This is a genomic window from Roseitalea porphyridii, assembly GCF_004331955.1.
In the GTDB taxonomy this organism is placed as follows: Bacteria; Pseudomonadota; Alphaproteobacteria; order Rhizobiales; family Rhizobiaceae; genus Roseitalea; species Roseitalea porphyridii.
Window position 1 is genome coordinate 2,668,847 of sequence record NZ_CP036532.1, and the last position, 12,983, is coordinate 2,681,829.

The window sequence follows — 12,983 nt, forward strand, 5'->3', positions numbered from 1 at the left end:
TAAGGCGCTCCAGGTCCCTGCCTTTTCGCAGTTGCGGACGCGAAACCGGTTCCCGCCTTCGCTGGAACGGCCCTATCGCACGATCGTCAGCGTCTCGGCGGCGCGCGTGACGGCGGTGTAGAGCCAGCGGTCGCGCATGTCGCGGAAGGCGAAGCTCTCGTCGAAGACCATAACATTGTCCCACTGCGAGCCCTGCGCCTTGTGCACGGTCAGCGCGTAGCCATAGTCGAAATCGTCGTGCCGGCGCTTGAGCTGCCAGGGCACCTCCTCGTCGGGATTATCGAAGGCCGCCTTGAGCAGCCTGATCTTGGCAACGCCCCGGTCGGTGTCGCCATCGTCGGGCGCGACCAAGAGGTTCACGCTCGGCTTGGAGCCGGGCGCCGATGCGGTCATCACCTTCCACAGCGACCCGTTCAGCAGCCCCTTTGCCGGATCGTTCCTGAGGCACACCAGCTTGTCGCCGGCCTGCGGATAACGCGCGTCGAACCCGGCAAGCTGCCGCAGGCGCTGATTGTAGCGCCGCCGTGTCCGGTTGATGCCGACCAGCACCTGGTCGGCCGCCTTCACCATGTCCGTGTCCAGATCGTTCTTGCCGATCACCTGGGCGGTGCCATAGTCGCCATGCATCAGTTCGCGCCCCTCGCGCACGTCCATCGCCAGCCGCACGATCGGGTTCTCGGCCGCCTGCCGGTGGATTTCCGTCAGCAGGAAATCGGGCTCGGCATCGGTGAAGAAGCCGCCCCCCGAGATCGGCGGCAACTGCCCCGGATCGCCGAGCACAAGCACGGGCGTGCCGAAGCTCAGAAGATCGCGCGCCAGTTCCTCGCCGACCATCGAGCATTCGTCGACGATGACGAGCTTGGCGCGGGCGATGTCCGACTGCCGGTTGAGCGCGAAGGTCGGCGCCATGCCCGTCTTGCCGGTCACCTCGTCGGTCACCGCCTCCTCGCCGCGCGGCCGGTAGATCAGCGAATGGATCGTCTTGGCGTTGGAGGCGCCCTTGGCGCGCATCACCTGCGCCGCCTTGCCGGTGAAGGCGGCGAACTGCACGGTGCCGTCGACCCCTTCGGCGAAGTGCCGCGCCAGCGTGGTCTTGCCGGTTCCCGCATAGCCGAACAGGCGGAACAGCGGGCTGTCGCCGCGCTTGAGCCAGTCGGCGACCGCCTTCAGCGCATCATCCTGTTGCGGGGAAAGCTGCATGGACCGGATGTAGGGGATTCGACCGATGGAGGAAAACGGAAAAGGCGGTTGTGGGAAAGGCCGGTCGCTTGCGTGAAGCGCTGCCAAGCACTCAGATCATCTCTGGCCGGCCATGACCGCGACACAGATCGGACATCCGACCGTCACTCCTAGAGCGACATCTCACCCCTCCCCCGCCCTGTGACCGTTCGCACGGCCATCGCGCCCCATTTCCCTCATGCTCGCTCCCAATCGCGCGGTGGCACGTGCCGCCGCGGCAAACAGCAAAGATTGGAACGAGCCATGAACCGCATTCTCTTCCCCCTTCTTGCCTCCGCCCTCGCCGTGGCCGCTGTTCCGGCATCGGCGCAGGAGATCGACGGCGTCTCGGTGGAAATCCGCACCGGCGGCGACGATCTGCGCGGCAATGACGACAACGCCTTTGCCTCGATCTGGTCATACCGGTCCGACGGGCGCCAGCGCGGCATCCGCCGTCAGGTCAATGTCAGCGACCGGCGGATCAAGGACTACACGACGACCCGGGTCTACTTCGACACGCCCGACGGCACCGAAGTCGACGACATCACCTTGTTCATTCTCGATGTGGAGGGGTTCTCGGGCGGGTTTGACGGCGACAACTGGAATGTCGATGCCATCCGCATCACCGCCATCAAGGACGGCATCACCGTCAAGGAATACATGAACGAGTTCGCCAATCCGCTGATCCGCTTCACCGGCGACGTGCATTCCTACAGCCGCGATTTGCGGGTGCGCTGACCAGCAAATGCAGGGGCAACCGGCGCCCGAAGCATCCGCCGCACCAATCGTGGGCGGCGGATCGCCTGGCCTGAACTACATCGCCTCGCGGCCGCGGCGCATCGCCGCCACGCCGGTGCGGCACACCTCGATCAGGCCGAGCGGGGCCATGATCGCGATGAACTGCTCGACCTTGTTGGTCCGGCCGGTCAGTTCGAACACGAAGTGATCGACATTGGCGTCGATCACGTTCGCCTTGAAGGCGTCTGCCAGCCGCAGCGCCTCGAGCCGGTTCTCGCCGGCCCCGCGCACCTTGATCAGCGCAAGCTCGCGCTCGAGCGGCTTCTCGTAGCCCTCCTCGCGCGCGATCACCGTCAGATCGTCGACCCGGTGGACCGGCACCATGCGTTCGAGCTGGGTCCTGATCTGCTCCATCACCTGCGGCGTGCCGCGCGTGACGATGGTGATCCGCGACAGGTGCTTTTCGTGCTCGGTCTCCGAGACCGTCAGGCTCTCGATGTTGTAGCCCCGACCGGAAAACAGGCCGATCACGCGCGCCAGAACGCCCGGCTCGTTGTCGACCAGCACCGCGAGCGTGTGCACCTCGGGCGCCGCCGTGTCCTTGGTGATGAAATAGGCCGAGGCCGGCTCTTCCTGCGGTTCGCTCATCGTCGTCTTCCCCATGCATCGGGCCGGCCGTCTTTGGCAGGCTTTCCGGCCCCGTTCAAGCGTACCCAATTTTTTTCGGGGCAAGTCTGAACCATTCGGGCGCCCACGAATTGCAATGGCAGAACCTCATGCGGCGCGTCGGCCGTCTGGACCGATCCCGGCGCGGCCCGCGCCGCGACAAAGGAACAGGAGGAGACCGTGAAACCCATTCTTACGACCACTGCGAGCGCCCTGGCGCTGGCGCTGACATTCGGCCCGGCGACGGCGCAGCAGACTTCCGACGAGCTCAACCGCGGCGTCATCGACGCCTGCCGTGCGATCCTGGACGCGCAAGCCAATGCTTCGGCCGACCGGAACATGATGAACGGCAACGGCAATGGCGAAAACGGCCTGCGCGCCGACGCCGGCATCCAGCCCGGCGAGCAGATTCCGCAAACCGTTCCGGACTATCCGAACGACGCCCAGGCCGCCGAGGCGATGGCCCAGACCGGCAACGAGATCGACCCGCTCGACAACCTTCAGAACCCCGGCGAGCAGATCGCCTCGACCACGCAGCCGAACGATGCCGCGACGACCTCGACCAACCGCCAGATCGACATGCAGGCCGGTCAAGGCACCGTCGCCAAACGGTACCGTTCGGCCGGCGAAGGCTTCGACAACCCGGGCCGGATCGAGACCGAAGCCGGCGCCGCGAGCGTCGACGCGGCCCAGGGCACCATCGCCGACCGTTACGTGCCGATCTATGGCGGCGACGAAGACCAGCGTTCCGCCGATGCGGGGCCGGTCGAGCGACCCGACCGCGACATGGTCGACCACCAGAACGGCAGCTTCGACGCCGCCCGCGACGGCCGCGCCCAGGAGGGCCCGATCGCCGAGACCTATGACGATTTCGCAGCCACGATCGACCAGCCGGGCGGCCGGCAGGCCGACGACACAAATCCGCTGCGCGAAGGCAGTGAGATGATCAGTGAAGGGCTGACCGCCGTCGAGCCGGGACTGAACCAGCAGGCCGATCGCGGTGATCTCGACCCCGTCACCAATGGCGAGGACGCGATGAACGGCGGCGCGACCGCAATGGGCGAACCCGACAGCGGGCCGATCCCGGCCGAACGCGACCAGACCGATCTGGTCGAGCGGGACCGGACGGCCACCTCCGAACGCGACCGGCAGATGGCGCGCAACGGTTCCGATCGGGCACAGCCCGCACCGACGGACCGCCGCTCGGTCCAGCGTGCCTACCAGGTCGCCTCGGCTGTCGTGCCGCATGTCCGGTTCAGCGGCTGGCAGCGCACCAATGAAGGCGGCAGCGCCTACGTCTTCGCAGGCGTCAATCGGGTCACCGGCCGTCCGACGGCCATCTACATGACCGATGGAGCCAGGGTGAACGAGATCCGCGAGCGCATTCCGCTGCGCGCCGTGCCGACGGATCTGCGTCGCACGATCGGCAGCGAGATCGAGGGGCTTCGCGTCTCGTCGGTCGCCCGCAGCCTGCGCAGTGATTTCGACGTCTACTACGAGTTCGACGGCATTCTGCGGTCGGGCCGCCCGGTGGCGATCGAAATCCGCGCCGATGGCGAGGACTTCACCATGAACGCGCCGACCAACAGCTGATCCACCGTTCCCTCCCCCGGGACAACTCCCCCCGGCAGCCTCGCTGTCGGGGGCTTTTTTGTCGGTCAGGCGGGCGGCTGAAGGGCCCCCTCGCGCCTGCGCCGCGTGCCCAGCCGGGCCACGACGACGCCGGAGACGATGATGACGAGCGCCGCGAGCGCGTTCCAGCCCGGCCGTTCGCCGGCGAACAGCACGCCCACGAACACGCCGGCGAGCGGCACCAGCAGGTTGATCTGGCCGAAGAAGGACGCGCCCTGCCGCTCGATGATGGCGAACATGAACAGCGCGCCAAGCGCCGAGGGGAACACGCCCAGCGCCAGCAGCGCCATCACCGATTGGCTCGAGGGCGTCGCATCGAACGGCCGTTCGAGCCCGAACGCCGCCGGCACCAGAATGACGAGCGTCAGCGCGGTGATGTAGGCCATCAGCACCATGGGCGGGTGCCGCACGAGCTGCTTGACCGAAAGCGCGTTGATCCCGTAGGCGGTCGCCGCGACGAGCACGGCGAGCTGGCGCCACACATCCTTGCCGAACCCGTCGCGCAGTGCCGGCCAGAACAGGATCGCAAGACCGATCAGCCCGAGCGCGACACCGGCGATCTTGGGCACCGTCATCTTCTCGTCACGCGTCAGAAGATGCGCCAGCACAATCACGACGAGCGGCATGAACCCCATCAGGATCGCCGCCAGCCCGCTGTCGATCACCGCAACGCCCCAGTTGATCGCGGTGAACGGGATCACGGTGCCCGTCGCCGCGCAGATCACCATGAAGACCAGATCGCGTGCCGTCGGCCGGAACAGCGGCCGGCGCAGGGCGAGCACCAGCCCGCACAGCAGCAGCGCGGCGAGGCCCTGACGGACGAGCGTGATCGTGATCGGCGGAAAATCGGCGACCGCGATCTTCGACAGAAGGAACGCGCTGCCCCAGATCAGCGACAGCGTGATCAGATGCGAATAGTCGACCGGACCGGGTGCCGGTTTGCTCATGGGCGCGCGCCGACCCTCGGATCAGACAAGCGCCTTGCCTTCGGCTCCGATCGCGTTCGCCACCGCCTCGTCGGTCGCCTCGTCCGGCAGCAGCATCTCGTTGTGCGCCTTGCCCGAGGGGATCATCGGGAAGCAGTTTGTCAGCGCCGACACGCAGCAGTCGAAGATCACCGGCTTGTCGATCTCGATCATCTCGGCGATCGCCTCGTCGAGATCGCCCGGCTTCTCGCAGCGTATGCCGTGCGCGCCATAGGCCTCCGCCAGCTTGACGAAGTCCGGCATCGCCTCGGTGTAGGAATGCGAGCGCCGGTTGCCGTGCAGCAGCTGCTGCCACTGGCGCACCATGCCCATGTACTGGTTGTTGAGGATGAAGACCTTGATCGGCGCCATGTACTGGATCGCCGTCGACATCTCCTGGATGTTCATCTGGATCGAGGCATCGCCGGCAATGTCGATGACGAGCGCATCCCGGTGGGCGATCTGCACGCCGAGCGCCGCCGGCAGACCGTAGCCCATCGTGCCGAGCCCGCCCGACGTCATCCAGCGGTTGGGCTTTTCGAAGCCGAAATACTGCGCCGCCCACATCTGGTGCTGGCCGACCTCGGTGGTGATGAACGTGTCCTTGCCGCTGGCCCTGGTCGCCTCGTAGAGCCGCTGGATTGCGTATTGCGGCATGATCACGTCGTCGGAGTTGGTGTAGGCGAGCGAATTGCGCGCCCGCCACTTGGAGATCTGCTCCCACCAGTGTGCATGCTTCTTCCGGTCGGGCTTGTGCCCTGCCGCCCGCCACGCATCGACCAGCGCCTCCAGCGCCAGCGCGACGTCCGCGACGATGCCCACCTCTGTGTGAACGACCTTGTTGATCGAGGACGGATCGATGTCGATGTGGATTTTGCGCGAGTTCGGCGAGAACGCGTCGATCCGCCCGGTGATGCGGTCGTCGAACCGCGCGCCGATGTTGATCATCAGGTCGCAATCGTGCATCGCCATGTTGGCTTCGTAGGTGCCGTGCATGCCCAGCATGCCGATCCAGTTCTCGCCCGAGGCCGGATAGGCGCCAAGGCCCATCAGCGTCGACGTGATCGGAAAGCCGGTCGCAGCGACCAGTTCGCGCAGCAGTTCGCTCGCCCGGTCGCCCGAGTTGATCACCCCGCCGCCCGAATAGATGATCGGCTTCTTCGCCGTCGCCATCAGCGCCACGGCGCGCCGGATGGCGCCCTCGTCGGGCTCGGTCCGCGGCTGGTAGCTGGTGCGCTCCTCGGCGATCTCGGGGCCCTGATAGATGCCGGTCGCGAACTGCACGTCCTTGGGAATGTCGACGACGACCGGGCCGGGCCGGCCGGTCTGGGCGACGCGGAACGCCTCGTGCAGGATGCGCGGCAGGTCGGCGACGCTTTTGACGAGCCAGTTGTACTTGGTGCAGGGACGCGTGATGCCGACCGTGTCGCATTCCTGGAAGGCGTCCGAGCCGATCAGCGTGGTCGGCACCTGGCCTGTGATGCAGACGATCGGGATCGAATCCATCAGCGCGTCCTGCAGCGCGGTCACGCAGTTGGTGGCGCCGGGACCGGAGGTCGCCAGCACCACGCCGACCTTGCCGGTCGAGCGGGCATAGCCCTCGGCGGCGTGGCCGGCACCCTGCTCGTGCCGGACCAGGATGTGTTCGACCGCGTCCTGCTGGAAGATCTCGTCATAGATCGGCAGCACCGCGCCGCCCGGATAGCCGAAAATGTGCTCGACGCCATTGTCCTTGAGCGCTTCGAGCACCATCTCGGCGCCCGTCATTTCCTGGCCTGCTTTGGTGTCCACTTTGGCATCCATCGTCTTTGTCCCGTCTCGGCCCGGGGGCCCGTCGTCAACTGTTTCACGGTTTGGCTTGCGAAAGGCAATAAAAAAGGCCCCACAAGGGAGCCCGGTCGTCGCGCATGGGAGGTCTCGCCCGGTGGCTACGCCACCTTGCCCATGCGCGATCCTACTACGATAAGCGGCTTGGTCATCATCGGCGCTCTCATATCACGGCCAGCGGACCGGTCAAGCCGGTTGGCCGTGAGCTTCCGAGAAGGGGGGAGATTTACCACTCCGCCGGCTTTGCAATGGGTTCTCCACTTTCCCAGGGGTCGGATTCGGGAACTGGCATCGAGCCAGCATCGGTTTGGTGGCGTGACGGATAAAATCAGTCACGCGCTTGTGCTTCTTCCCAGGTTCCGTACCTTCAAGCCATCCTACTCCGACAACCAAACCCAGATCGTGTTTTACGATCCTCAAAGGTTCAATCAGGTCGGTGTCTTGAGACAGCACGAGCGCCACCTCAAATTTGCCGCGGAACGCGTCGTTGAGAAGAAATGTGGCTAGATTGACGTCGGACCCCTTTTCTTCCGTGTCATGCACTTGGACAAATGTCTTTTCTTGGCCAACTAGTGGCCGCCTCTTCGTCTTGGGCAAAAAGCGACCACGATGCACTTTGAGATTAGGGATCGTGCGAAGCGCCCTCATATAGGTTTGCTGACGTTCGGGTGCCGTCGGATCACCTGCACGTGGACTCACGTCTGCCGTGAAATACCTGATTGCCTGAACGGTGTCGGACGCATCCAATAGCTCTGAAGCGAGTGCACTTACGTCTAGCCACTTGTAAGGCGTCCCGCGCAAAGCACGATAGTACACGTTGAAGCCGTCAATGTAGACGTATGCGTTCACGGCACCCCAGATACAGCAAGAGCCGCAGGGCTTTCGCCCAAGCGGCCCTTGTACTGATAGCCGAAGCCATCAGCCGGTATGCCGAAAAAATAGCTTCTACATGTTCCAGTTTCAAGTCCCTTCTTCCCAAGAGGCACGTTTCGATCGCACCTGTCATGCACGGAGAGCTATGGAACAACCAAGACTGGTAGAGGACAGTTCATAGAGTGATTTTGCGAGCATAATTCTCAACCTTCTTAGAGAATTCGATCGTGAGCAGATTCCTAACTTCCCCTCGACGGACCGCGATCGGTCGCATGCGGGCGGCGCGCGTAGTCATTCCTTAACCGCGTCCGCCTAGGCTCTGTGCGGAAGAGGCCCGCCCATGTACCGATCCCCAGAGCGCGACCGCGCCGATGATCGCCGCACCGATCGCAGCGCCAGGACCTCGGACCGGCGCAACCGGACCGAAGGCCACGTCATCGACTGCGACGGCACGCGCGCCGTCATCAGCGCGATCATGCCCGCCGATTCCAGCGTCTCCGACGATTACTGGAACGTCGGCAGCCTGATCACGATCGCCTCCGGACCCGCCCGCACGGTCGGCATGCTGTACCGCATCGAGGTGCCGGACGCGGCCTGGCGCAGGGGCGCGCCGAACACCGTTCACATCCACGTCGAACTGGTCGGCGAAATCCGCGAGGACGAAGGCGGGACGGCGCGCTTCGCCGGCGGCCTGTCGCACTATCCGCACCTGGGCGCCGTCGCGCACCGGATCCGCAACGCCGACCTGCAGGCGATCTTCGCCAACACCGATCCGACGGCGGTGCCGCTCGGCCGGCTTTCGCAGAGCCGCGACATCGAGGCGATGGTTTCGATCGACGCGATGATCTCGCGCCACTTCGCCGTCGTCGGCACCACCGGCGTCGGCAAGTCGACCACCGTCGCGCTGCTGATCCGCAAGATCGTCGCCGCCCGCCCCGACATCGGCATCCTGCTGCTCGACCCGCACAACGAGTTCGCCTCCGCCTTCCCCGACATCGCCGTGACCATCGACGACAGCACGCTCGACCTGCCGTTCTGGCTGTTCCGGCTCGAGGAATTCGTCGAGGTGCTGTTCCGCGGCCGCCCGGCCGACCCCGAAGAGGTCGACATATTGCGCGATCTCATTCCCGAGGCGCGCCTGCGCTTCAAGGGCGACATGGCCGGCGGCCCGATGCGCAAGCCCGGCCGCGGCGGGAACCAGGTCACCGCCGACACGCCCATCCCCTACCGGGTCGCCGATCTTCTGGCGTTGATCAAGGAGCGCATGGGCAGCCTTGACGCGCGCGAGCACAGGACCACGCTGAAATCGCTGGCAAGCCGCATCGAAGCCGCGGTCAACGATCCGCGCTACCGCTTCATGTTCGCCCACAAGACGATCACCGACAATCTCGCCGAGGTTCTGGCGCACATCTACCGCGTGCCCTCAAAGGGCCGGCCGGTGACCATCTTCCAGCTCAACGGCATCCCCTCGGAGGTCGTCAACGCGGTGGTCAGCGTGCTGTGCCGGGTGGCGTTCGAATTGTCGGTGTGGAGCCGCTCGAAGGTCAAGACGCTGGTCCTTTGCGAGGAAGCGCACCGCTACATCCCCGCCGACCGCGAGGCCGGCTTCGGCCCGACCCGCGCCTCGATCGCGCGGATCGCCAAGGAGGGCCGCAAGTATGGCGTCAGCCTGGGCATCATCACGCAGCGTCCGAGCGAACTGGACGCGACCATCCTGTCGCAGTGCAACACGATCTTCGCCATGCGCCTCGGCAACGATTCCGACCAGGACATCATCCGCCGCGCCATCACCGGCGCCTCACGCTCCTACATCAATTTCCTGCCCTCGCTCGCCAACCGCGAGGCGATCGCCTTCGGCCAGGGCGTCAACACGCCGATGCGCATGATGGTCGAGACCGTCGACACCACCGGCCTGCCGGGTCAGGCCGGGGACGATCCGCACGATGCCAGCTCCGAAGCGGCCGGGCCGGTCGACGTGAAGAGCCTGCTGCAGGCGGTGCGCGAGCCGGCGCTCGCCGCCGCCGACGCGCTCGGCGAACCGCTGGAAAGCTGGAACACGCTGGGCGTGGTCGGCGAACAGCGGCCCTCGCTGGCGGACGCGCCGAAGCTGCAGGAGAGCTTGGACGGCGTGGCCAACGGAGCGCCGTCGTCGGGAGGGCGCGAAGGCCTTTTTACCTATGACGGTCCGCTGCGCCGCAACGCCGAAGGCGGCGGCCGGTCCGGCCGCACGCAGCAGCCGAACGATGCTCCGCACGGGCCGCGCGACCTGATCAGCCGGTTTCGGCGAGCCGATCGGGACTGACCGGTTCGGCGATCGCAACCCCCTGCCTGCCGATCACGCGGTTCCGGCCGCTCGTCTTGGCCCTGTAGAGATACTGGTCCGCCCGCTTGACCAGCGCGCCGGCGCCCTCCCGGCCATCCCAGACCGCGATGCCCACGCTCGCCGTGATCGCCACCGGAACCGCATCCAGCGTCACCGGCGCGACGGCGATCGCCTCGCGGATGCGCTCGGCCAGGCGCTTGAGCGCGAACTCGTCGGTGTTCGGAAACAGGACCGCGAACTCCTCGCCGCCGATCCGCGCCAGAACGTCATGGTAGCGGGTGTGCTGCTGCAGCGTCAGCGAGACCTGCCGCAGCACGAGGTCGCCATTGTCGTGCCCGTAGGTGTCGTTGATCGCCTTGAAGTGATCGAGATCGAGGATCATCACGCCAAGCGGCCGGTCGATCAGCCCGAACTCCTTCATGTATTCGGCGAGCGCGTCGTCGAAATAGCGCCGGTTGCGCAGGCCGGTGAGCACGTCGGTCAGCGCCGCCTGCATGAAGGACCGCGACTGGGTGACCAGCCGTCCGCGCTCGTGCGCGTCGCGCCGCATCGCCGGATAGAGCCACAAGAGGCCGAACAGGACCGCGAGCGCCAGCACCACCGAGACGGCCCGCGAGACGAGCACCGCCCAGCCCGCGCCGGCGACATCGGCCCCGCCTCCGGCGACGAGACCGGCGAACGCGGACGCGCTGATCCAGGTCGCGACGCCAGCCACCGCCAGTCCGCCCACATAGATCAGAACAAGTATTTCCGCCCGACTAATCCGCATGTCGCACCTTCGAAAAAGATGACGCACTGGTATAGGCCGTCCCTTAACGGGGGTTAAGGGGACCATGTAAAACTGCGCGTACCGGGCGCGATTCAGGTGGTGGGAGGCGGCGTCCCGCCGGCAGCGTTAACGATTTGCCACGTCGCGTCGAACTGGTTGCGGAACCAGGTCATCTGCCGCTTGGCATATTGGCGCGTCGCCGCCTTGGCGCGCGCGATCGCCTCGGCCTCGTCCATCGCGCCGTCGAGAACGGCGCCCAGTTCGCGCACGCCGATCGCCTTCATCGCCGGCAGGTCCGGGTCGAGGTTCAGCGCGCGCAGGGCGCGCACCTCATCCAGGGCGCCGCGGGCGATCATCGCATCGAAGCGCGATTCGATGCGGGCATTCAGCGCGGCCCTTTCGGGCAGCAGCACGAAGCGCGCGCCGATGGTTTCGGGCGGCAGGACGGGATCGCCGCGCCGGCCCTGCCAGTGGCGCAACGGCGCGCCGGACGCCTCGAGCACTTCGAGCGCCCGCACGACGCGCTGACCGTCGCCGGGCTCGAGCATCGCCGCGCCTTCGGCATCGCGCGCGGCAAGGTCCGCGTGCAGCGCCGGCGCGCCTTCCCTTGCGAGCCGCGCGCGAAAGGCCGCGCGAACCGCATCGGGCACGTCCGGCATCGGCGACAGCCCCTCGGTCAGCGCCTTGAAGTAGAGCCCGGTGCCGCCGGCGAAGACCAGCGACGCATCGGGTGGCAGCCGGGCGATCAGGTCGGTCACGTCGCGCGCCCATTGCCCGGTCGAATAGGCGACCGAGGGCGGCACGTGGCCGTAAAGATGGTGCGGCGCGCGCGCCAGTTCGTCCGCATCCGGCCGCGCCGTCAGCACGCGCAGCCCGTCATAGACCTGCATGGAATCGGCGTTGACGATATGCGCGCCGGTCCGCGCGGCAAGCTCCAGCGCGAAGGCCGACTTGCCGCTCGCGGTCGGCCCCGCTATCAGGCTGATTGTCCGTGCCATCGTTCGCCGGGCGACCCCCTGCCCCGTTCGGGCCCAATCGAGCGTCATGTCCCACATCCTCACCCTGATTGCCAATCCCGCAACGCGCGCGCTCAGCCCGGAACTTGCGGCCCGTGTCGCCGAGGCGGCCGGCGCGACGCGCATCGACTGGCTCGCCGGGGATGTCGCCGCCGACCTCGTCGTGCCCGCCCCGGTGCCGCTCGACGGAGACGTCGCAACGGCGATCGGCGACGCGCCGGTCGACGCGGTGATCCAGCCCGACGCCGGCCCGGACGCACGCCGCAGGAAGCTGCTGCTGGCCGACATGGATTCGACCATGATCGGACAGGAGTGCATCGACGAACTGGCCGCCGAAGTCGGCCTGAAGGATCAGATCGCCGCGATCACCGCGCGCGCCATGGCCGGCGAGATCGAGTTCGAGGGCGCGCTGCGCGAGCGCGTGGCGCTGCTGAGGGACCTGCCGGTGTCGGCCATCGGCCAGGTGATCGCAACGCGCATCCATCTGACGCCGGGCGGGCCGGAACTGGTGCGCACGATGCGCGCGAACGGGGCGTATTGCGTGCTCGTCTCGGGCGGCTTCACCGATTTCACGGCGACCATCGCCGCACGGATCGGTTTCGACGAACACCGCGCCAATCGCCTCCTGCAGGATGGCGGCCGGCTGACCGGCGCCGTCGACGAGCCGATCCTCGGGCGGCAGGCCAAGGCCGAAGCGCTCGCCGAGATCGCGGCCCTGCGCGGCATCGGCACGGACGCGGCGATCGCGGTCGGTGACGGCGCCAACGATCTGGCGATGCTGGAGATGGCGGGCGTCGGCGTGGCGCTGCACGCCAAGCCGGCGGTCGCCGCACAAGCCGACATGCGCATCGACCATGGCGACCTAACCGCGCTGCTGTTCATCCAGGGCTATCGGGAAGGCGAGATCGTCCGCTGAGGACGGGGGCTGCCGCACGCTTACCTTGCGGTTCGAACTG

Annotated in this window: 11 protein-coding genes; 4 read left to right on the forward strand and 7 right to left on the reverse strand. The window is 66.7% G+C overall.

Annotated features, from left to right (window positions below; genetic code table 11):
* Positions 1-72: 72 nt before the first annotated feature.
* Positions 73-1,200: an ATP-dependent DNA helicase gene (locus E0E05_RS12955; RefSeq protein ID WP_131617095.1), complete on the reverse strand. Its 1,128-nt coding sequence runs from the start codon at positions 1,198-1,200 to the stop codon at positions 73-75.
* Positions 1,201-1,482: 282 nt separating this feature from the next.
* On the opposite strand from E0E05_RS12955, the gene E0E05_RS12960 reads away from it, so the two are divergent.
* A complete protein-coding gene (locus E0E05_RS12960; RefSeq protein WP_131617096.1) occupies positions 1,483-1,956 on the forward strand; it encodes a hypothetical protein in 474 nt (157 codons plus the stop codon).
* A gap of 75 nt (positions 1,957-2,031) precedes the next feature.
* Here the strand turns inward: E0E05_RS12960 and ilvN are convergent, their stop codons facing one another.
* A complete protein-coding gene (gene ilvN / locus E0E05_RS12965; protein WP_131617097.1) occupies positions 2,032-2,604 on the reverse strand; it encodes an acetolactate synthase small subunit in 573 nt (190 codons plus the stop codon).
* Between the two features lie 198 nt (positions 2,605-2,802).
* Between ilvN and E0E05_RS12970 the strand changes: the two genes are divergently transcribed.
* Positions 2,803-4,215 (forward strand): hypothetical protein, encoded by a 1,413-nt coding sequence (locus E0E05_RS12970; protein WP_131617098.1) that lies wholly within the window; start codon positions 2,803-2,805, stop codon positions 4,213-4,215.
* 65 nt (positions 4,216-4,280) lie between these two features.
* Here the strand turns inward: E0E05_RS12970 and E0E05_RS12975 are convergent, their stop codons facing one another.
* The 3 genes from E0E05_RS12975 to E0E05_RS12985 all read right to left on the reverse strand — a co-directional run bounded on the left by E0E05_RS12975 (position 4,281) and on the right by E0E05_RS12985 (position 7,895).
* The gene (locus E0E05_RS12975) at positions 4,281-5,201 is read right to left on the reverse strand and encodes a DMT family transporter (RefSeq protein WP_131617099.1); all 921 of its coding nucleotides are present in this window, start codon (positions 5,199-5,201) and stop codon (positions 4,281-4,283) included.
* A gap of 21 nt (positions 5,202-5,222) precedes the next feature.
* Entirely contained in the window at positions 5,223-7,022 is a 1,800-nt protein-coding gene (locus tag E0E05_RS12980) for an acetolactate synthase 3 large subunit (protein ID WP_131617100.1), read from the reverse strand.
* 210 nt (positions 7,023-7,232) lie between these two features.
* Entirely contained in the window at positions 7,233-7,895 is a 663-nt protein-coding gene (locus tag E0E05_RS12985) for an NYN domain-containing protein (protein WP_158629369.1), read from the reverse strand.
* 364 nt (positions 7,896-8,259) lie between these two features.
* Here E0E05_RS12985 and E0E05_RS12990 point away from each other — a divergent pair, with 364 nt between their 5' ends.
* Positions 8,260-10,221 (forward strand): ATP-binding protein, encoded by a 1,962-nt coding sequence (locus tag E0E05_RS12990; RefSeq protein ID WP_131617102.1) that lies wholly within the window; start codon positions 8,260-8,262, stop codon positions 10,219-10,221.
* On the opposite strand, the gene E0E05_RS12995 is transcribed toward E0E05_RS12990, so the two are convergent.
* Complete coding sequence (locus E0E05_RS12995; protein ID WP_131617103.1) at positions 10,190-11,011, reverse strand: GGDEF domain-containing protein; 822 nt, start codon at positions 11,009-11,011, stop codon at positions 10,190-10,192. The genes E0E05_RS12990 and E0E05_RS12995 overlap by 32 nt on opposite strands.
* A 92-nt stretch (positions 11,012-11,103) precedes the next feature.
* Complete coding sequence (miaA, locus tag E0E05_RS13000) at positions 11,104-12,009, reverse strand: tRNA (adenosine(37)-N6)-dimethylallyltransferase MiaA (protein WP_244597723.1); 906 nt, start codon at positions 12,007-12,009, stop codon at positions 11,104-11,106.
* A 46-nt stretch (positions 12,010-12,055) separates the two neighbouring features.
* Here miaA and serB point away from each other — a divergent pair, with 46 nt between their 5' ends.
* Positions 12,056-12,943: a phosphoserine phosphatase SerB gene (serB, locus tag E0E05_RS13005; RefSeq protein ID WP_131617105.1), complete on the forward strand. Its 888-nt coding sequence runs from the start codon at positions 12,056-12,058 to the stop codon at positions 12,941-12,943.
* The last annotated feature ends 40 nt before the right edge of the window (positions 12,944-12,983 follow it).